The following is a 17,335-nucleotide window of genomic DNA, read 5'->3' on the forward strand; positions in this document are numbered from 1 at the left end:
CAGATGCGGTCATGGCACAGTCAATGACGGTTGCGGATGACCTCCCGACCGTGACGTGAATTGCCGTCGAGAACGCCGCGAGGAGAAAGGTCGTCTTGCGCGTCCTCGCCACCGGCACACCTAGGCTTTCGGCGGCATTTTCGCCGGCGGCGAAGGCATCGAGCCGGCGGTGGTTCCACAGCGCATAGGCAAGGATGGTGCCCGCACCCAGCGCGCCCAGATATTGTCCCAGCGAGCCAGGCCGAGGCCGCCCAGCAACGGCTTTCCACGATGGTGACCTGCCACAGTCGACCAGCGCCCTTCGATTTTACGACAGGCGCAATTTCGATCAAACTGGCCTCGCAAAAAGCCGACAAAATATGCCGCCAAATGCGAGGAGACCTATGAACCCGACCGAGAAAGCGCTGTGGTTTGTCGAGAGCCATCTGCCGGAAGCGATCTCGCTTGAAGATGTCGCGCAAAGCAGCGGCGTCTCGCGCTTTCATGTGACGCGCGCCTTTGGCGCCGCCACCGGCCGTTCGGTGATGGGCTATATCCGCGCGCGCCGGCTGACCGAAGCGGCGCGCAAGCTGGCTTCCGGCGCGCCCGACATCCTCGCGGTCGCGCTCGATGCCGGCTACGCCTCGCACGAAGCCTTCACCCGCGCCTTCCGCGATCAGTTCGGCACGACGCCGGAACTGGTGCGCGCGCAGGGCAGCCTCAGCAATCTCGACCTGGTGGAGCCGATCCTGATGGACCAGTCCTTCCTCGCCTCACTGCCGCCGCCGCGCTTCGAGACCGGCCGTCCCTTCCTCATTGCCGGCCTCGGCGAGCGCTACAGCTGCGAAACCAGCGCGGCCATTCCGATGCAGTGGCAGCGCTTCGGTCCCTATATCGGCAACATTCCGGGCGAGACCGGCGACGTCGCCTATGGCGTCTGCGTGAACGGCGACGATGCCGGCAATTTCGACTATATCGCCGGCGTCGAAGTTTCGGATTTCTCGGACCTGCCGAAGGAGCTTTCGCGGGTGCGGGTGCCGGCGCAGAAATACGCCGTGTTCACCCATGCCGAGCACATCTCCACGATCCGCCGCACCGTCAACACGATCTGGAACAAATGGCTGCCGGCCTCGGGGCACGATATAGCCGACGGCCCCGAATTCGAGCGCTACGGCCCGGAGTTCGATCCGCGCAGCGGCAATGGCGGGCTGGAGATATGGGTCCCGGTGGCCTGAACGCCGCTACAGCTCCAGGTTCCAGTTCTGGCCGACCAGATCCTTGCCGAAGGCGTGATGGCGCTCTTCGTCTACCAGCCTGAAGCCGGCACTCTCGTAGATGTGGCGGGCGGCGGTCAGGATGTCGTTGGTCCATAGGGTCAGCGTCTTGTAGCCCTTGGCACGAGCAAAGCCGATGCACTCCTGAACCAGCCGCTTGCCGATGCCGAGGCCGCGCGCCGATGGTTCGACATAGAGCAGGCGCAGCTTCGCCACCGCGTCGGATTTGCGCACGACGAAGACCGAGCCGACCACCTCCCCTTGCCGTTCGGCAATCCAGCTGCGTTCCCATTCTGGATCGAAGGATTTTACGAAGGCGCCGAGGATTTCGGCGACCAGCGCCTCGTAGGTTTCGTCCCAGCCATAGTCCTGTGCGTAGATCTGTCCTTGGCGGCGCACCACCCAGCCGATGTCGCCGACCTGCAAGGGGCGCAGCATATACGGCACTTTGGACTCCGGGCTGTCGCCCAGGAGTTGCTGCACCGTCTGCATGGCCTTGACCAGCCGGTCCTGTTCGGCAGCAGGAAGCCGCTCCAGCAAGGCCGCGACCTGGTCGTGCGAAGCCCGGTTCAGCGGCGCGAAGGCCTGCCGCCCCACCGGCGTCAGCGTGATCGACGACTGCCGCGCATCCGACGCCAGCGACGCGCGCGCAATCAGCTGCAGGTGCTCGAACTTCTTCAGGAGCCGGCTGACATAACCGGCGTCGAGGCCGAGATCGCGGATGAGATCGCTGGCGGTCAGGCCATCGCGATGCGCCAGTTCGTAGAGCACCCGCGCCTCGGTCAGCGAGAAGGCGCTTTTCAGCAGGCCTTCGTCGAGCAGACCTATCTGGCGGGTGTAGAAGCGGTTGAAAGCCCGCACCGCGTCGATGCGCTCCTTGCCGGGTTGATGATGGATCGTCATGGGAAGCCTCCTGCCCATCAACGATCGGTCATTTATTTGACTTAGTCAAGTATGTACGAGATGCTCACGCGGTCGCTTCTCAGGCGATCGCGCGGCGGCGCCGCGCGATCAGGACGAACAGGCCGAGCAGCACGACGCTGGCCGCCGCACTGGCGGCGGCAAATTCCGGCACCGGGCGAAAATCCTTGCCGTCGATCAGCAGCGATGCCGCGACCGGGCCGATCGCCAGACCGAAAAGCTGGGCCGCCGGCACCAGAAGCACGGCCGTGCGCGTCTCGTCGGCGGTGATCGCCAGCCGGATCTGATAGGGCACGATGAACAGAAGGATGAAGCCCATGATCAAGGCCGCGACCCAGAAAACCGTCAGGCCGGGGCTGCCGGCGAGCACCACGGAACTGGCGACGGCGACCACGCCGATCGCCACGATCGCGAAGCGGTAATCGATGCGCGCCTCGAAGACGGTAGCCGTCATTGCGCCCAGCACCTGCAATGCGAGGTTGGCCGAGACGATCAGGCCGACGGTGCGGCCATCGATGCCGTATTGTGCGCCAAGTGGCTCGAGAAACGCCCAGACCGAGCCGAAGAACATGAAGTAGCAGAAGACGCTCAGCAAAGCGGCAAGCGAAGGAACGGTCAGCACATTGCTGAACTGTTCCTCCTTGGGCAGGTCGGCATAGCTATCGGGGACGATGAAGGCGACCGCCACCGAAGCGATGCAGACGACGGCAAGGACGATGAAGCCGCCTGCCGATCCGGCGGCCGGGATGACGTAAAGCGCCACCAGCAGGGCAAGGGCGCATTGCGCCAGGGTCTGAAGGGTGACGAAGAAGCCGCCGATGCGCTCGGCCCGGCGCGAACGGGCGATCAGTTCCGTGGCGACCGCCACCAGCCCGCCCTCGGCGAGGCCGGCCACCGCGCGGGCGGCAATCAGCGAGGTGGAGGTCAGCGCATAGGAGGTCGCCCAGTTCGCCAGCGCCAGCAGGACCAGAAGGACGGCACTTTTCCAGCGCATATTGTGGGCGGAAAGCATCATGGCCACCACAGCCGAACCGATGCCGATGGCAATCATCTCGGCCGTGGCGACCAGCGCGAGTTCGTCGCCGCTGACATGCCCCTCGGTATAGAGTGCGCCGAGCAGCACCGGCTGCAGCCCGAGAATGAGCAGGCCGACCGAGCCGATCCACAATGCCGAGGCGAGTTGCGCCCCAGTGGGGTTGCCGACCAGCCAGTCGCCGTTCCCGGCATCGGCGTTACCAGCAGAAGTCACGGTCGCCTCCCAACGTCCTTGCCTGGCGGCAAAAAAACTGACAGTCTGTCAGCATTTAGAAACTGATACTCGATCATATTCGTTTGTCAATCAGTAGCGGGACTTGGCACCAACAAGGCTGGGGATGGTCTTGGCGATCGAATGGTCTGGGCGATCGAGAGGATGGCGGCATGAACGAAGCAGTGCAGATGACGACCGAACCGAGGCGCAGGCCCAAACAGGAGCGCAGCCGCGAGCGCATCGACGCCATCCTGTCGACGACCATGCGGCTGATCGGCGAGAAAGGCATCGACGCCGTCACCATGAAGGAAGTCGGCGCACAGGCCGGCGGGCCGATCGCCACCGTCTATCATTACTTCCCCAACAAGTCGGCGATCCTGGCGATGCTCTACGAGCGATTCTCCGAAGTGAGCCGCGCCCGGCTTGCCGCGATCGTTGCCGACGTCGGCGGGCTGAGCGACGTTATCGCTGCGGCCGACCGGCTGCTCGACGACTACTATGAGCGCGTCGCCGGCGACCCCGCCATTCAGGACCTGCAAAACGCCATCCAGGCTGACAAGGCGCTGAAGAATCTCGACATCGCCGAAACCCGGCACCAGGCGACGATGTTCTGCGACCATGTCGGCCCCTTTCTCGCGCCAGAGCGACGCAATGAGTTCGGCCGTATGGTTTTCCTGATCTTCCAGCTGGCCGGCGGCGTCGTGCGCATGGCGCTGACCCAGGACCAGGAGGAAAGCCGCCACACCATCGAGGACTACCGGTCGATCATCCATACGCAGTTGGGACTGTTTCTCTAGCGCCCGATTCGACCCCGTCCGGTCTGGTGGATGAGGTTTTCGAAGCCGTCGGCCAGGTTGGCGGCGCCGGCGGCGACGATCTTCGACAGGTTTCTGGCGCGACCCGGGGTCTTGTTGGCATCGAGCAGCACGGCCCTGCCCTCATGCACGACAAAGTCGAATTTGCCATAGTCGAAGCCCAGCTTCCGACGCAGGGCGCGCAATTCGTCGGGAACCGCAACCGGCTCCCGGCGGATGGTGTCGTCGCCCTTGACCAGGCGCTGTGGCGAGACATAGCGGATGCAGCGCTCCCGATCGCCGCAGAATATCCAGAACCGCGCCGCAAACCCGTCGGGCTCGATTTCGGGAATGAATTTTTCCACGATCAGGTCGGCACGCCTGAAAATCTCCGGCGCCACATCGGCCAGCGAGGCATGCACCTGATAACGGTCGAAGGTCTGCGCGCCCGGGAAAGGCACTGCCTTGCCGGCGCGAACGGATTTTCGGTTGAGCTGCTCCTCGGGCGTCCCCCAATGATTGAGGTTGCTCTTGACGATGACCTGGCCGCTCCAGTTGGCACCCTCCTCGAGGATCGCACCGCTGATGCGGCGCTTGGAAATGTCGGTCGCACCAAGATTGAGACAAATCGGAAATCCGCGCGCGTAGTCGACATAGTCCGATGGCGTCACTGTCGCGTCGACATGCAGGACGGCAATATCGGCGTTATGACTTGCCGAGGGTCCACGCATGATCTGCACGGAGTGACCGCGCCGTTTCAGCTCCGCCAGGACGTCGAACAGCATGTAGGGGCTGTCCTGGCGCAGCAGGAGGCCCCGCCGGCTCTGGAAGCGGTCAAATTCATGCGTTATGACGGCAATGCGGGCCATGGCCTTTCCATGCATGAGGTAACTCGCAAGGCAACCAACAGCCTGGAAGGAAATATGTCCAGCCTTTCCCCAAACCGTTCCGCATGACTGAGCATTGGGACGCAATTCGCCGTCACTGGCGGCTTCTCGGGTCGCCGCTGTGTCCGCCCCCGGAAGCTGTCGCCGCCTATGAGCGCGAACTTAGCCTGCAATCGGTCGATGTGGTGCTGCTCGGGGTCACGCCGGAGCTTGCCGGCCTCGGAAGGACCATGCTCGCGATCGACGAGTCCACTGCCATGATATCGGGCATCTGGCCGGGCGATACCGCCTCACGCAAGGCGGTGATCGGCAACTGGCTGGAGTTGCCGCTGGGCGACGAAAGCGCCGGGGCGGTGATCGGCGACGGCTGCCTGTCGGCGCTGGACTCCTCGGTTGCACGGCAGGCGCTGCTTGCCGAGATCGCGCGTGTGCTGAAGTCCGATGGGCGGGCTGCATTGCGCGCCTATGCAAGCCCTCAGGTGCCGGACGATCTGCAGGAGGTCCGGGCGCTGACGCTGTCCGGTGGTGTCGCGACCTTCCACGAACTCAAATGGCGCATTGCCATGGCTTGTGCCGGCGGCGATCCCGACCGCGCCATTCCGGTGCGGGCGATCCTCGACGCCTTCGATGCGCTGTTTGCCGAACGGGAGGCCCTTGCCGCGACGACCGGATGGGAGATGCCGGTCATCGGCACCATCGATGTCTATGCGAATTCGCAGACTGTCTACAGTTTCGCCCCGGCGGCGACGCTGGTCGAAGAGGCGAGCCGGTTTTTTGACAGTGTCCGCCTCGCGCCGACAGGGACCTATGGGCTGGCTGAACGCTGTCCGCTTCTGGTGCTTAAATCGCCGCGGCGCCGGTAGGGTCTGCCGTCGGATCGCGGCACGGCTCCAATTGGCACAATTGTGCTCACCGTTCGCCTTGACTCTCGAAAGCCACGCGCTTATTTCAGCGCGACGTTAGCACTCTCCCCAGGTGAGTGCTAACGCACATCCGGCACCGCCGGATCGAGGAACAGCTCTCACCGTTCTCATTCGAGGAAGAAAAAATGGCAAAGTCGAAGTTCCGCCCGCTTCATGACCGCGTGGTCGTACGCCGGGTCGAATCCGAATCCAAGACCGCCGGCGGGATCATCATCCCGGATACGGCAAAGGAAAAGCCGCAGGAAGGCGAGATCATCGCCGTCGGCTCCGGCGCTCGCGACGAAGCCGGCAAGCTGGTCCCGCTGGACGTCAAGGCCGGCGACCGCATCCTGTTCGGCAAGTGGTCGGGCACCGAAGTCAAGCTCAATGGCGAAGACCTTCTGATCATGAAGGAATCCGACATTATGGGCATCATCGGCTGATCATCGGCCTCACCGTCAACTAATTTCGGGCTTGATCGCAAGCCCCCTGCCAGGAGCTAAAAAATGGCTGCTAAAGACGTAAAATTCTCCCGCGACGCCCGCGAGCGCATGCTGCGCGGCGTCAACATCCTCGCCGACGCAGTGAAGGTCACGCTCGGCCCCAAGGGCCGCAACGTCGTCATCGACAAGTCGTTCGGCGCACCGCGCATCACCAAGGACGGCGTCACCGTCGCCAAGGAAATCGAGCTTGAAGACAAGTTCGAAAACATGGGCGCGCAGATGGTCCGCGAAGTTGCTTCGAAGACCAACGACATCGCCGGCGACGGCACCACGACCGCGACCGTTCTGGCGCAGTCGATCGTCCAGGAAGGCCACAAGGCCGTTGCCGCCGGCATGAACCCGATGGATCTGAAGCGCGGCATCGACCTGGCCGTGACCGAAGTCGTCGCGGCTCTCGGCAAGGCTGCCAAGAAGATCAAGACCTCCGAGGAAGTTGCCCAGGTCGGCACGATCTCGGCCAATGGCGACGAGTCGGTCGGCGCCATGATCGCCGAAGCGATGCAGAAGGTCGGCAATGAAGGCGTCATCACGGTTGAAGAAGCCAAGACCGCCGAGACCGAGCTGGAAGTCGTCGAAGGCATGCAGTTCGACCGCGGCTATCTCTCGCCCTACTTCGTCACCAACGCCGACAAGATGGTTGCCGAGCTCGAGGACGTCTACATCCTACTGCACGAGAAGAAGCTGTCCAACCTCCAGGCCATGCTGCCGGTTCTCGAAGCCGTCGTGCAGACCTCCAAGCCGCTGCTCATCATCTCGGAAGACGTCGAAGGCGAGGCTCTGGCCACGCTGGTCGTCAACAAGCTGCGTGGCGGCCTGAAGATCGCCGCCGTCAAGGCGCCGGGCTTCGGTGATCGCCGCAAGGCCATGCTGGAAGACATCGCCATCCTGACCGGTGGCCAGGTCATCTCGGAAGACCTCGGCATCAAGCTCGAGAACGTCGGCCTCAACATGCTCGGCCGCGCCAAGAAGGTGTCGATCTCCAAGGAGAACACCACCATCGTCGACGGCGCCGGCAAGAAGGCCGAGATCCAGGGCCGCGTTGCCCAGATCAAGCAGCAGATCGAAGAGACCACGTCGGACTACGACAAGGAGAAGCTGCAGGAACGTCTGGCGAAGCTCGCCGGCGGCGTTGCGGTGATCCGTGTCGGCGGCGCGACGGAAGTCGAAGTCAAGGAAAAGAAGGACCGCGTCGATGACGCCCTCAACGCGACCCGCGCGGCCGTGGAAGAAGGCATCGTTGCAGGCGGCGGCGTCGCACTGCTGCGCGCTTCGGCCAACATCAAGGTCACCGGCGTCAATGCCGACCAGGCTGCCGGCATCAACATCGTTCGTCGTGCACTGCAGGCTCCGGCCCGTCAGATCGCTTCGAACGCAGGTGCTGAAGCTTCGATCGTTGCCGGCAAGATCCTCGACAACAAGGGCGCGACCTACGGCTACAACGCCCAGACCGGCGAGTATGGCGACATGATCGCCATGGGCATCGTCGACCCGGTCAAGGTCGTTCGCACCGCTCTCCAGGACGCGGCTTCGGTCGCCGGCCTGCTCGTCACCACCGAAGCCATGATCGCGGAGGCCCCCAAGAAGGAGTCTGCTGGCGGCGGCATGCCTGGCGGCATGGGCGGCGGCGGCATGGGCGGCATGGGCGGCATGGATTTCTAATCCAAGCTATCTGGCTTATGCATACGGAAAGGGCGCCGAGAGGCGCCCTTTTTGTTTTGGAAAGCGGATGGTTAGGCGGCGCTGTCCGCCTGCCGCGCAACCTTGCCTGCAAGCACCGCCTGCTCGACAAGCGCCGCGACCTCGTCGGCCACCACCAGCACCGGGCCACGATCGCGGGTGGCCCTCGCAATCACCATCAGCCCTTCCAGCGAGGATTCGACCAGCAGTGCCAGGGCATGCGCCCGGCGTTCGGGCACTCCTGCCCTGACAAAGGCCTGTCGCAGCAAGCCGATCCATTGCTCGAAAGCCGATCGGCAGAGTTCCGCCAGTTCCGGCACATCGGTGGGTGAATCCAGCACCACCGGCGCGATGGGGCAACCCAGCGAAAAATCATTGTCCTCCAGCATGCGCCCGACCGACTGGTAGATGTGATGGACGGCCACTGCAGGATCGCTCTCGGCTGCCAGTGCTTCGCCCAGCCTTTTCGTGACGTCGGCAACGCTGTTGCGCGTCACCTCGATGACCAGTTGGTCCTTGCCGCCTGGGAAATGAAAATAGAGCGAGCCGCGCGGCGCCCCGCTGGCGCCCAGAATGTCGTTGAGCGAGGTGCCGTGATAGCCGCGCTGCCTGAGCAACAGGCCTGTGGTCTCGAGTATGCGGGTGCGGGTGTCGTTGGCCATGTCAACCTCTGTCAGCAGTGACGCATTATAGGCCTTGCCAAGAATATGACAATCGGTCTATATAATATGTGGATCAGTCTATATACTATTAAGGAGAGTGACATGCGCAGCTACCGTCTCGAAGGGTTTGGTGGAACCGAATCCCTGGCGATGCGCGACGAGGCGCGGACGGAACCGAAACCGCATGAGATCGTGGTGCGAGTCCGCGCCGCCTCGCTCAATCGGCGCGACACGATGATCCTTGGCGGCACCTATCCCTTGCCGGCGCGGCAAGGCATCGTGCCGCTGAGCGACGGAGCCGGTGACGTCGTCGCAATCGGCGATGCCGTCACCCGTTTTGCCGTCGGCGACCGCGTCACCGGCAGCTACTTCGCCCGCTGGATCGATGGCCGCATCAATGCCGGTCTGATCGACCAGCTCGGCTGTACGCTTGACGGCATGCTGACTGAGTTTGCCGTGCTCGACGAACAATGGGCGGCGCGACTGCCCGATCATCTGAGCTGGCACGAAGCGGCGACGCTGACCTGCGCCGGCGTGACGGCCTGGAACGCGGTGACCGGGACCCGGATTCCGAAGCCTGGTCAATGGGTTCTCACCATCGGTTCGGGTGGCGTTTCGCTGTTTGCTCTGCAGTTCGCCAAGTTGCTCGGCTGCCGGGTTGTCGCCATCACATCGCGCGCGGAGAAGGCCGACAGGCTGCGGGCGCTGGGCGCCGACCTCGTTGTCTCCAGCACCGACATACCGGAATGGGGCGGCTGGGCGCGCGAGCAGACAGGCGGAGTCGACCTCGTCGTCGAAACCGGCGGCCCGGCCACCTTCGCGCAGTCGCTGATTGCCAGCACGCTTTATGGACACATCGTGCTGCTGACGCTGCAGGACGCCAGTGGCAGATCGATCGAGATGCCGGCAGCGCTTTATCAGCGCAGCCTCGCCACCATCAGCCGCCTGTTCGTCGGCAGCCGCAGCAATCTTGAGGCCATGCTGCGCGCCGTGTCGCAGCATCGCCTCAAGCCCGTTGTCGACAGGGTCTTCCCCTTTGCCGAAGCCCCAGAAGCGTACCGCCACTTCCAGCAGGGCGACGTGTTCGGGAAGGTTGTCATCGACTGCGCCTGACCCAATTGCCCGCTTTTCAACCCCGAATCAGGAGAACGACCATGACCATCCGTGAAGCTTCCGCAGAATGGCAAGGCACGCTGAAGGAAGGCGGCGGCCGTCTGCGGCTTGGCAGCGGCGTCTTCGAAGGCGCCTATTCCTTTCCGTCGCGGTTCGAGGACGGTCCGGGCACCAATCCCGAAGAGCTGATCGGGGCAGCACATGCCGGCTGCTTCTCGATGGCGCTGACCTTCATCCTCGGCCAGGAAGGCCACGTCGCCCGCACCATCCGCACCGTCGCCAAGGTGCATCTCGGCGCGACCGCCGCCGGGCCGACGATCACCCGCATCGAGCTCGAAACGGAAGCAGAGATTCCCGGCCTTCAGCCTGCCGAATTCCAGCGTATGGCGGAGACGGCGAAGACGACCTGCCTTGTCTCTCGCGCTTTGGCCGGCGTTACAACCATCACCCTCAAGGCCGAGCTGGCCGCCACCACTGCCACGGAACAATGAAAACCAGGAGGTATGAGATGAGCCAGGACAGCATCACGAGCATTCATCCGGGCGACCACTCTAGCCAGACGGCCGAGATCATGCGTCGCTTCAACGATGTGTTCCAGTTGCACGATCCGTCCGCGCTTGCCGAGTTGGTGGCGCAGGATTGCGTTATCGAAAACACCGTGCCGGCGCCGGACGGCGCCCGCCATGCCGGCAAAGAGGCATGCATTGACCTATGGTCGGCGATCGCCACCCAGCCCGGCACGCGCTTCGACCTCGAGGAAACCTTCGTCGCCGGTGAACGGGCGACGATCCGCTGGCGCTACTTCATGGCCGACGGCAACTCCCTCCGCGGCGTCAACCTGATGCGTGTCGCGGACGGGCTGATCGTCGAGGCGATGGGTTACGTCAAGGGATAGAAGCGTTGCCCGATACGGCACTCCCGTTCCCAGCCCGGAATCTCGCTCAAGTCGAGTTTCCGGGCCGGTTTTCTGGTCACTGGATGACGCGGTGCAGCTTCACCGTGGTGCTGGGACTGTTCTGGATGGTCTGGAAGATCACGCAATAGCGATCCGTGAGTTCGAGCAGTTGGTCGAGCTGACTTTGGGGAGCGTCGGTGTCGATGTCGAACCGCAAGCGGATTTCCTTGAAGCCGACTGGAACACCCGCAGTCACGCCGAGCGTGCCGCGAAGATCGACGTCACCTTCCGCGGAAACTTCGGCGGACCTGATCGGAATTTCGAGCACGGCCGCCGCCGCGCGCATCGAGACACCGGCGCATGCGATCAGCGCCTCCAGCAGCATGTCGCCGGAGCACAGTTCCTGGCCGCTGCCCCCGGCCATCGGATGAATGCCGGCAAGCGCCAGCCCGCGTCCGGTCTCGACCTTGCAGGTCACGGTGGACGCGTCGGCGACGCCTTTGGCCTTCAAGGTGAGGAACGCGGCCTTCGCATCCCTGCGATAGAGATCCTTGATCGGCTCCTGCGTGGCGCGAAATGTTGCGATTTCCATGAACAATCTCCTGTCTTGAATTGTCGTTGTCAAAAATGGCGAGCAGTGGCCGGGCCTTATTCCGGCACCGCGATGCCGGAGCCGCCGAGCTCAGCCGGAAAGTCCCTGAGCTTGGGCAGCCCATCCTTCATCGGCAGCACGGTCTCAGCGTAGTTGACGTGAACCCCAGGCGTGAATTTCACGCCTGGTATGGTTGCCGCATAGACATCGACCAGGCCGAGCGGCGGATGAACGGTCATCAGATGACCACCGCATTTCGTGCAGAACTGGCGATCGCTCATTTCGGTCTTCTCGAACCCGGACAGGAACTCCGCGCCCCTGGTGACCTTGACGTTCTGAGGCTTCCACAGCGTGAAGGCGTTCACGGGAGACGCCGACCACGATCGACACGAACCGCAATGGCAATAGCCCATTGCCTCGGCGGCTCCGTGCACTTCGATTTCCACGGCGCCGCAAAAACACCCGCCCTTATGTACCGTCATGACATTTGTCCCTGGTTGGTTTCGACAGCACTCAGCGCCCTCTCTCGGCAGCGCTTGAGCACCGGTGCAGGTTTAGGAGTTCTGGCCGCGAACTGAATGATACGGCGTCCGCCTCGCTTGACAGCGCGTCCGGAACTCGAAAGGGATGGCTGACCGGCTAGCCGGGTGCGGGACGAAACGGAATGGCCGGGGATGCTCTGTCTGACCTGTTGAGGACGGTACGCCTTACCGGCGCGACGTTTTTTGACATTGAGGGCCACGAGCCGTGGGCCGTCTGCTCGCCGGCGCCATCGTCCATCCTGCCGAAGATCCTGCCCGGTGCGGACCATCTGATCTCCTACCATGTGGTAACGGCCGGTCGCTGCTTCGCGCGCATCGTCGGCCAGGAAGCGATCGCGCTGGAGGCCGGCGAAGTCGTCGTCTTCACCAGGAGCGACCCGCATATTATGTCCAGCAATCCGGCGCTGCGCGCCGATCCGCCGACAGCCGACGTTCTCGACATCGCAACAGCCGGCCGGATGCCGTTTTACATCAACTGCGCCGGCGACGGCGCGACCTCGGCCAGGCTGGTTTGCGGCTATCTCGCCTGTGATGCACAGCCTTTCAATCCACTGCTCGAGGCTTTGCCGCCGGTGATCAAGGCCGGAGCTGCCAAAGGCGATGGCGGCTGGCTCAGCCAGTTCATCAACCTGGCTGTCACGGAGGTGGCGCAAAAGCGCGCAGGCAGTGAAACGGTGCTCACCAAACTGAGCGAACTGATGTTTGTCGACGTGTTGCGCCGTTACTTGGAATCGCTGCCGCCACAAACCACGGGATGGCTGGCTGGCCTGCGCGATCCGCACCTGGCGAGGGCACTGGCGCTGATCCACGACCGGCCGGCGCATAACTGGACGGTGGAGGCGCTGGCGAAGGACTCCGCGCTGTCGCGCAGCGTGCTCGCCGAACGCTTCACCAGGCTGGTCGGCATGCCGCCAATGCATTATCTCGCCAAATGGCGCATGCAGATCGCCTCGGAGCTGCTCAGCGCCGGCTCCAGCAACATGGCCAGCATCGCCGCTGAAATCGGATACGAATCCGAGGCAGCGTTCAGCCGCGCCTTCAAGAAGATGATCGGCCTTCCGCCCTCCGCCTGGCGTCTAGGCATCCGGACCGGATCCGGAACCGACGAAGAGTAGGCCGATGCCTGCCAGATCCTGTTCTATCGATCAGCAAGCGCCAGCTTGGCCCCAAGCATGACAAAGGCGCCGGCGAAGGTGCGGCGCATCCAGGTCAGCACCATCGGCCGCGACACGACATGGCTGCGGATCGAGGCGGCAAAGATGCCGTAAGCGACGAAGACGACGAAGGTCAGCAGCATGAAGACGCTCGAGAGCTCCAGCATCTTGGCAAATGCGTTCGGTTCGGTCGTGCTGACGAATTGCGGCAGGAAGGCAAAGAAGAAGATCGACAGCTTCGGGTTCAGGATGTTGATCAGGATGCCGGAGGTGATGACCTTGGCTGCCGAGCGGGGTGCCGCGTTTTCATCGACGCTCAGGCCGCCCTTCTCCTTCAGCGTGTTCCAGGCCATGTAGAGGAGATAGGCGACGCCGAGATATTTCAGCGTCTCGAAGGCGACAGCACTTGTGTGCAGCAGCGCCGCCAGGCCGGTGATGGCGGCGGCCATATGCGGGATGATGCCAAGCGTGCAGCCGAATGCAGCAGTGATCGAGGCGCGCGCGCCTCGCGAAAGCCCGGCGCTCAGCGTGTAGAGAACGCCGGTGCCGGGCGAAGCCACGACGATCAGCGACGTCAACAGGAATTCGATGCTCATGGTTCCTCCAACGCCCTGCCCGTAGTGGAAGCTATCGGGGGATGTGGGATCAGGCAAGGTGGGCGTCGGCTAGATCGTTGGCATCCCGTGCGCCTTGCGCGCCATCAGGCAATCGTCGCCGCCAGGCATGCAGGCGTGGCAGACGTCCGGGCGGATCTCGTAGATGCCGCAGGCCGTGTGCTTGCCGATCTCGCCCGTAAGCGCCGAACAGCGCACGCCCTCGCAGCGCATCCCGGACAGGTCGGCGGACACGAACTTTTCCGGAATCCGGTCAAGTTGCGCATCGTCCTCGGTCGAGAAGCGCGGCCATTCGGCCGAGTAGGAACAGCAGGCGCCGCAGCTCTGGCAATCGAAAACCGGCTGGTCGTCCTGTTTTGACGACCGGATATCCCTGGCGGCCAACGCGACCAGCCCAGGTGCTGCGAGATTGCGATCGGCTTGGTGCGGCAAGGCGCTATTTCTTCTTGCCTGCCTTGCCCTTGGGCGTGGCGGCTGGCGCCTCGAACAGATCGGTTGCCGACGGTTCGGCGGCCTTCGGCGCGGCAGCGGGCTTGGCCTGCTTTGCAGTGGCAGCAGCCGGCGCTGCCGGCTGGTCCTTGGTGGAAAACTTTATGGCCATGTCAGTCCTCGTCGGAAAAGCGGGATGATGGTGCGCGCGGATTGCGCAAGCGGCCGATCAGCGCCGAGACCGCTGTGATGTTCATTTCCTCGGGCGACCAGTTCCTCGCCTCGGCAATGTGGTGCGCCGCCAGTTCGCGATGCGTGCTGCCGCTATAGGCGGCATCCTGGTAGGTCACGCGCTCCTGGGTCCTTTTGTCCTCGCGGACATATTCGACCAGATAGTTCGGGGCTTCGGCACGGCCGCGCACGCCGACGCGCACCTGGGCATCGCCATGCGCGCGCTTGCAGCGCTCGAGCTTTTCCAGCACACGGCGGACATATTCGACCGGCTTGTCCAGGCCCGGGACCATGGACGCTATGGTCGCATCGGCATCGATCGGCGTCGGCGGTACGCGCTTGGTGGCCATCAGCGTTTGCCTGCCCGCTTCGGCAGCGCCGCAAGGACTGCGGCCGCTGCCATGTCGTCGGCTTCCTTTTCCTTGCGCAGTTCGCGCAAGCGCGCGGTCTTGGCTTCGCGAGCCTCGCTGACGGCATCACGCTCGGACAGGATGCGGTTGAGTGACATCGACTGGGTTTGCGTCTTGCTGAACAGCGAGCCGGCCTGGTCGGCGGTCTTGGATTGCGTGGTCAAAACTTTCTCCTGTCGGGAGCCTGGTGCCGATAGAGCGAGAGCGGTCTTCGATTAGGACCAAAGCAATACGGCAGCGGGGCAGTATGGGCGGTTCAGATTGCTGGAGCGTCCCTTAGCACGTTCCGGCCGGCGTGCGGCGCACTTTTAGCGGCATGACGCACAAATGAAAAAGGCCAGGCACCGCCTGACCTTCCATGAAAGCGCCGCGCATCCAGTTGGATGCGCAAGGCGCTCCTTTCAGCCTTTCATCGGTGCCAGTACATCCGTGGTCACCGGAAGGCCGAATCCTTATCAGGCCGCCTTCAACTGGTCGGCGGACATCTTGCCCGACTTGTTGTCGCGGGTCATCTCGTAGCCGAGCTTCTGACCCTCGACGATGTCACGCATGCCGGCGCGCTCTACGGCCGAGATGTGGACAAAAACGTCGGCGGAGCCGTCGTCAGGCTGAATAAAACCAAAACCTTTGGTGGCGTTGAACCATTTCACTGTGCCGGTGGCCATGAAGAACCCTTTCCCTGGCAAATATTCGTTCACCATCGTGCGACTGCACAACAGCGTTTTGTCTCGATTTTTGATGGGGAAGTTCGTCAAAGGCGCGCATGCATGCGCGGATAACAAAAGTCGGTCAAACAAATATCGACATGTTTCTTATAGACTTCTTTTAGCGCCGAGTCAATTTCTGGTTTGCCCGCAGCCAAAATTCAACCTGAGGATGCCTGAGGCATAAGCCTCAACTGACGAGGTGGCGGAGCGCAAGGCGTTCCCAAAAAATATTCCACGCCCCCGGAACCAATCGCAAGCCGGCGCATTTCCGTGGTGTCAGCAATTCAGAGAGCAATCTCAGTAATGCTGGCAAAAGGACGCCTCCCGCACATTAAACGGTGCGAGAGGCGTTCTTGTATGTGCCGTTGTCTGACACAATTTCCAAGGGAAAACCGTTTCACACTTTTCCTTAAACTTACGCTCGCCTACAGGATCGCGCTGATCAGCGGCAGGATTTCGTAGCGGAAACCACGGCCGGAGTTCGACACCGGATCGCCGTCGGTGACCGCTCTTGCCTCGGCTTCGCTGCCGACACGTAGGATCAGCAGACCCCAAGGGCCGGCCGGGTCGGCGACCGGCCCGGCCAGGATCATGGTGCCCTCGGCAAGCTTGCCGCGCAGATAGTCGGCATGCCGGCCCATCAACTCCCTCTCCTCCTCCGTCAGGGTGAAGGCGAAGTCCGGCCGAGGCGGGATTAGCCGGCAGTGGAAGATTGTTGGCGCGGTAGTCTCACGCGGTCCATCATTGCCGGCCATCGGTCACTCACCGTGATGTCACTAGTGTCCTATTCGTCCGGGCCGGGTTCCGGCCAGGTCTCCTTCGCTGCTTCCGCATACCAGTGCCGCATCGCCGGCGTTGCCAACACGGCGTCGACATAGGCGCGCGTGTCGGGCGCGAGCTTGCCGCCATAGGTGTCGAAGCGGGTGACGACAGGTGCATACATGGCATCGGCCGCGGTGAAATGACCGAACAGGAAGGGGCCGCCCTTGCTGTATTGTTCCCGGCACTGGCGCCAGATCGTTTCGATGCGCGCGCGCTGCATGTCGCCTTCGGCGTCGAGCGGCTTGTGGGCCTTCGGCCGGCGCAAATTCATCGGCCAGCCATAGCGCACCTCGCGAAAGCCGGAATGCATCTCGGTCGCCACCGAGCGAGCCAAGGCGCGGGCGCCGATATCCTGCGGCCAAAGTTTTTTCTCAGGAAACAGGTCGGCCAGATATTCAAGGATGGCAAGGGTTTCCCAGACGATCCTGCCATTGTGATTCAACACTGGCACCAGGCCGGTGGGCGAGACTTTCGCCAGATTGGCAAAAGTCTCGGGCGTGCGCAGGCGCACGAAACCTTCCTCGAACGGGATCTCCAGATGCTTCATCGCCACCCATGGCCTCAGCGACCAGGACGAAAAGCACTTGTTGGCGATGATGAGCGTAAATTCAGCCAAGGCGGTCTCCCCAAAATTTCGTCACACTAGTCACATGATACGACGCGGCAAAGCGTTTCGGCGACCTATAAGCGACCAGATGCGACGATGATCGCCGCCCAGGGAACCTAAGCCAAGCCGGCCCGTTTGCCTCCTGCGAATGAATCCCCGGAATCCCAGGAGATGCAAAGATGGTGAACAAGGATCAGGTTGCCGGCGTGGCCAAGCAGGTCAAGGGCTCGGTCAAGGAGGCCGGCGGCAAGGCGGCCGGCAACAGGCAGACCCAGGCCGAAGGCACGGCCGACAAGACCGCCGGCAAGGTGCAGAAGGTCTATGGCGACGTGAAGGACAAGATCAAAAAGGCGCTCTGATTCGATCTTGCA

Annotated in this window: 24 protein-coding genes and 1 pseudogene; 10 read left to right on the forward strand and 15 right to left on the reverse strand. The window is 63.0% G+C overall.

Annotation, left to right across the window (positions count from 1 at the left end):
• Positions 1 to 46 precede the first annotated feature (46 nt).
• Positions 47 to 255, reverse strand: a pseudogene (locus NKK50_RS17290) (iron chelate uptake ABC transporter family permease subunit); the annotation flags it as partial.
• A 128-nt stretch (positions 256 to 383) separates the two neighbouring features.
• Between NKK50_RS17290 and NKK50_RS17295 the strand changes: the two are divergent.
• Complete coding sequence (locus tag NKK50_RS17295) at positions 384 to 1,214, forward strand: AraC family transcriptional regulator (RefSeq protein ID WP_352543695.1); 831 nt, start codon at positions 384 to 386, stop codon at positions 1,212 to 1,214.
• A 6-nt stretch (positions 1,215 to 1,220) separates the two neighbouring features.
• Here the strand turns inward: NKK50_RS17295 and NKK50_RS17300 are convergent, their stop codons facing one another.
• Both NKK50_RS17300 and NKK50_RS17305 read right to left on the reverse strand, forming a co-directional pair.
• Positions 1,221 to 2,156: a bifunctional helix-turn-helix transcriptional regulator/GNAT family N-acetyltransferase gene (locus tag NKK50_RS17300; RefSeq protein ID WP_352520949.1), complete on the reverse strand. Its 936-nt coding sequence runs from the start codon at positions 2,154 to 2,156 to the stop codon at positions 1,221 to 1,223.
• A 79-nt stretch (positions 2,157 to 2,235) separates the two neighbouring features.
• Positions 2,236 to 3,423 carry an MFS transporter gene (locus NKK50_RS17305; protein ID WP_027049676.1) on the reverse strand — a complete coding sequence of 396 codons (1,188 nt, stop codon included), beginning with the start codon at positions 3,421 to 3,423 and terminating at the stop codon, positions 2,236 to 2,238.
• A 170-nt stretch (positions 3,424 to 3,593) separates the two neighbouring features.
• Between NKK50_RS17305 and NKK50_RS17310 the strand changes: the two genes are divergently transcribed.
• Complete coding sequence (locus tag NKK50_RS17310) at positions 3,594 to 4,220, forward strand: TetR/AcrR family transcriptional regulator (protein WP_023712752.1); 627 nt, start codon at positions 3,594 to 3,596, stop codon at positions 4,218 to 4,220.
• Here NKK50_RS17310 and NKK50_RS17315 read toward each other — a convergent pair.
• On the reverse strand, positions 4,217 to 5,086 hold the full coding sequence (locus tag NKK50_RS17315; protein ID WP_352520950.1) for a hypothetical protein: 870 nt from the start codon (positions 5,084 to 5,086) through the stop codon (positions 4,217 to 4,219). The two genes, NKK50_RS17310 and NKK50_RS17315, sit on opposite strands and share 4 nt — an antisense overlap.
• 83 nt (positions 5,087 to 5,169) lie before the next feature.
• Between NKK50_RS17315 and NKK50_RS17320 the strand changes: the two genes are divergently transcribed.
• The 3 genes from NKK50_RS17320 (at position 5,170) to groL (ending at position 8,168) form a co-directional block, all read left to right on the forward strand.
• Positions 5,170 to 5,967 carry a class I SAM-dependent methyltransferase gene (locus tag NKK50_RS17320; protein ID WP_352543696.1) on the forward strand — a complete coding sequence of 266 codons (798 nt, stop codon included), beginning with the start codon at positions 5,170 to 5,172 and terminating at the stop codon, positions 5,965 to 5,967.
• Between the two features lie 185 nt (positions 5,968 to 6,152).
• A complete protein-coding gene (gene groES, locus NKK50_RS17325; RefSeq protein ID WP_006203049.1) occupies positions 6,153 to 6,449 on the forward strand; it encodes a co-chaperone GroES in 297 nt (98 codons plus the stop codon).
• Positions 6,450 to 6,512: 63 nt separating this feature from the next.
• Entirely contained in the window at positions 6,513 to 8,168 is a 1,656-nt protein-coding gene (gene groL / locus NKK50_RS17330) for a chaperonin GroEL (protein ID WP_023709705.1), read from the forward strand.
• Between the two features lie 71 nt (positions 8,169 to 8,239).
• On the opposite strand, the gene NKK50_RS17335 is transcribed toward groL, so the two are convergent.
• The gene (locus NKK50_RS17335) at positions 8,240 to 8,848 is read right to left on the reverse strand and encodes a TetR/AcrR family transcriptional regulator (RefSeq protein WP_023697706.1); all 609 of its coding nucleotides are present in this window, start codon (positions 8,846 to 8,848) and stop codon (positions 8,240 to 8,242) included.
• A gap of 102 nt (positions 8,849 to 8,950) precedes the next feature.
• On the opposite strand from NKK50_RS17335, the gene NKK50_RS17340 reads away from it, so the two are divergent.
• The 3 genes from NKK50_RS17340 to NKK50_RS17350 are packed head-to-tail and all read left to right on the forward strand — an operon-like array spanning position 8,951 to position 10,856.
• Positions 8,951 to 9,961, forward strand: a complete 1,011-nt coding sequence (locus NKK50_RS17340; RefSeq protein ID WP_023697707.1) for a zinc-dependent alcohol dehydrogenase family protein — start codon at positions 8,951 to 8,953, stop codon at positions 9,959 to 9,961.
• A 41-nt stretch (positions 9,962 to 10,002) separates the two neighbouring features.
• Positions 10,003 to 10,452 carry an OsmC family peroxiredoxin gene (locus NKK50_RS17345; protein WP_023697708.1) on the forward strand — a complete coding sequence of 150 codons (450 nt, stop codon included), beginning with the start codon at positions 10,003 to 10,005 and terminating at the stop codon, positions 10,450 to 10,452.
• A 17-nt stretch (positions 10,453 to 10,469) separates the two neighbouring features.
• Positions 10,470 to 10,856: a nuclear transport factor 2 family protein gene (locus NKK50_RS17350; protein WP_352543697.1), complete on the forward strand. Its 387-nt coding sequence runs from the start codon at positions 10,470 to 10,472 to the stop codon at positions 10,854 to 10,856.
• Positions 10,857 to 10,932: 76 nt separating this feature from the next.
• Here the strand turns inward: NKK50_RS17350 and NKK50_RS17355 are convergent, their stop codons facing one another.
• Both NKK50_RS17355 and NKK50_RS17360 read right to left on the reverse strand, forming a co-directional pair.
• Positions 10,933 to 11,448, reverse strand: a complete 516-nt coding sequence (locus NKK50_RS17355; protein ID WP_023671510.1) for an OsmC family protein — start codon at positions 11,446 to 11,448, stop codon at positions 10,933 to 10,935.
• A gap of 56 nt (positions 11,449 to 11,504) precedes the next feature.
• Entirely contained in the window at positions 11,505 to 11,930 is a 426-nt protein-coding gene (locus NKK50_RS17360; protein ID WP_023734267.1) for a GFA family protein, read from the reverse strand.
• Between the two features lie 182 nt (positions 11,931 to 12,112).
• Here NKK50_RS17360 and NKK50_RS17365 point away from each other — a divergent pair, with 182 nt between their 5' ends.
• Positions 12,113 to 13,105: an AraC family transcriptional regulator gene (locus NKK50_RS17365; RefSeq protein WP_023697711.1), complete on the forward strand. Its 993-nt coding sequence runs from the start codon at positions 12,113 to 12,115 to the stop codon at positions 13,103 to 13,105.
• 23 nt (positions 13,106 to 13,128) lie between these two features.
• Here NKK50_RS17365 and NKK50_RS17370 read toward each other — a convergent pair whose 3' ends face one another.
• The 8 genes from NKK50_RS17370 to NKK50_RS17405 form a co-directional block, all read right to left on the reverse strand.
• A complete protein-coding gene (locus NKK50_RS17370; RefSeq protein ID WP_023689918.1) occupies positions 13,129 to 13,740 on the reverse strand; it encodes a LysE family translocator in 612 nt (203 codons plus the stop codon).
• 69 nt (positions 13,741 to 13,809) lie between these two features.
• On the reverse strand, positions 13,810 to 14,142 hold the full coding sequence (locus NKK50_RS17375) for a YkgJ family cysteine cluster protein (RefSeq protein ID WP_023671506.1): 333 nt from the start codon (positions 14,140 to 14,142) through the stop codon (positions 13,810 to 13,812).
• A gap of 52 nt (positions 14,143 to 14,194) precedes the next feature.
• On the reverse strand, positions 14,195 to 14,359 hold the full coding sequence (locus NKK50_RS17380; RefSeq protein WP_023671505.1) for a hypothetical protein: 165 nt from the start codon (positions 14,357 to 14,359) through the stop codon (positions 14,195 to 14,197).
• Between the two features lies 1 nt (position 14,360).
• Positions 14,361 to 14,768, reverse strand: coding sequence for a hypothetical protein (locus NKK50_RS17385; RefSeq protein WP_023814785.1), 408 nt, complete (start codon positions 14,766 to 14,768; stop codon positions 14,361 to 14,363).
• Complete coding sequence (locus tag NKK50_RS17390) at positions 14,768 to 14,992, reverse strand: hypothetical protein (protein ID WP_023689917.1); 225 nt, start codon at positions 14,990 to 14,992, stop codon at positions 14,768 to 14,770. Before NKK50_RS17390 ends, NKK50_RS17385 begins: the two co-directional genes overlap by 1 nt.
• 291 nt (positions 14,993 to 15,283) lie before the next feature.
• The gene (locus tag NKK50_RS17395) at positions 15,284 to 15,493 is read right to left on the reverse strand and encodes a cold-shock protein (protein WP_023671502.1); all 210 of its coding nucleotides are present in this window, start codon (positions 15,491 to 15,493) and stop codon (positions 15,284 to 15,286) included.
• Positions 15,494 to 15,960: 467 nt separating this feature from the next.
• Positions 15,961 to 16,290 (reverse strand): YciI family protein, encoded by a 330-nt coding sequence (locus NKK50_RS17400; protein WP_023705709.1) that lies wholly within the window; start codon positions 16,288 to 16,290, stop codon positions 15,961 to 15,963.
• Between the two features lie 29 nt (positions 16,291 to 16,319).
• A complete protein-coding gene (locus NKK50_RS17405; RefSeq protein ID WP_023735852.1) occupies positions 16,320 to 16,973 on the reverse strand; it encodes a glutathione S-transferase family protein in 654 nt (217 codons plus the stop codon).
• A 170-nt stretch (positions 16,974 to 17,143) separates the two neighbouring features.
• On the opposite strand from NKK50_RS17405, the gene NKK50_RS17410 reads away from it, so the two are divergent.
• Positions 17,144 to 17,323: a CsbD family protein gene (locus NKK50_RS17410; RefSeq protein WP_023835135.1), complete on the forward strand. Its 180-nt coding sequence runs from the start codon at positions 17,144 to 17,146 to the stop codon at positions 17,321 to 17,323.
• Positions 17,324 to 17,335: the final 12 nt, after the last annotated feature.

Origin of the sequence: Mesorhizobium sp. M0001 (genome assembly GCF_040324255.1) — a bacterium.
Classification (GTDB): Bacteria; Pseudomonadota; Alphaproteobacteria; order Rhizobiales; family Rhizobiaceae; genus Mesorhizobium.

Coding starts and splice junctions, on each gene's coding strand:
- NKK50_RS17340 (WP_023697707.1), top strand. CDS start 8,951: ATGCGCAGCTACCGTCTCGAAGGGTTTGGTGGAACCGAATCCCTGGCG.
- NKK50_RS17300 (WP_352520949.1), bottom strand. CDS start 2,156: ATGACGATCCATCATCAACCCGGCAAGGAGCGCATCGACGCGGTGCGG.
- NKK50_RS17355 (WP_023671510.1), bottom strand. CDS start 11,448: ATGGAAATCGCAACATTTCGCGCCACGCAGGAGCCGATCAAGGATCTC.
- NKK50_RS17310 (WP_023712752.1), top strand. CDS start 3,594: ATGAACGAAGCAGTGCAGATGACGACCGAACCGAGGCGCAGGCCCAAA.
- NKK50_RS17410 (WP_023835135.1), top strand. CDS start 17,144: ATGGTGAACAAGGATCAGGTTGCCGGCGTGGCCAAGCAGGTCAAGGGC.
- NKK50_RS17350 (WP_352543697.1), top strand. CDS start 10,470: ATGAGCCAGGACAGCATCACGAGCATTCATCCGGGCGACCACTCTAGC.
- NKK50_RS17320 (WP_352543696.1), top strand. CDS start 5,170: ATGACTGAGCATTGGGACGCAATTCGCCGTCACTGGCGGCTTCTCGGG.
- NKK50_RS17335 (WP_023697706.1), bottom strand. CDS start 8,848: ATGGCCAACGACACCCGCACCCGCATACTCGAGACCACAGGCCTGTTG.
- NKK50_RS17345 (WP_023697708.1), top strand. CDS start 10,003: ATGACCATCCGTGAAGCTTCCGCAGAATGGCAAGGCACGCTGAAGGAA.
- NKK50_RS17365 (WP_023697711.1), top strand. CDS start 12,113: ATGGCCGGGGATGCTCTGTCTGACCTGTTGAGGACGGTACGCCTTACC.
- NKK50_RS17315 (WP_352520950.1), bottom strand. CDS start 5,086: ATGGCCCGCATTGCCGTCATAACGCATGAATTTGACCGCTTCCAGAGC.
- NKK50_RS17370 (WP_023689918.1), bottom strand. CDS start 13,740: ATGAGCATCGAATTCCTGTTGACGTCGCTGATCGTCGTGGCTTCGCCC.
- NKK50_RS17395 (WP_023671502.1), bottom strand. CDS start 15,493: ATGGCCACCGGCACAGTGAAATGGTTCAACGCCACCAAAGGTTTTGGT.
- NKK50_RS17360 (WP_023734267.1), bottom strand. CDS start 11,930: ATGACGGTACATAAGGGCGGGTGTTTTTGCGGCGCCGTGGAAATCGAA.
- NKK50_RS17400 (WP_023705709.1), bottom strand. CDS start 16,290: ATGGCCGGCAATGATGGACCGCGTGAGACTACCGCGCCAACAATCTTC.
- NKK50_RS17380 (WP_023671505.1), bottom strand. CDS start 14,359: ATGGCCATAAAGTTTTCCACCAAGGACCAGCCGGCAGCGCCGGCTGCT.
- NKK50_RS17295 (WP_352543695.1), top strand. CDS start 384: ATGAACCCGACCGAGAAAGCGCTGTGGTTTGTCGAGAGCCATCTGCCG.
- NKK50_RS17385 (WP_023814785.1), bottom strand. CDS start 14,768: ATGGCCACCAAGCGCGTACCGCCGACGCCGATCGATGCCGATGCGACC.
- groL (WP_023709705.1), top strand. CDS start 6,513: ATGGCTGCTAAAGACGTAAAATTCTCCCGCGACGCCCGCGAGCGCATG.
- groES (WP_006203049.1), top strand. CDS start 6,153: ATGGCAAAGTCGAAGTTCCGCCCGCTTCATGACCGCGTGGTCGTACGC.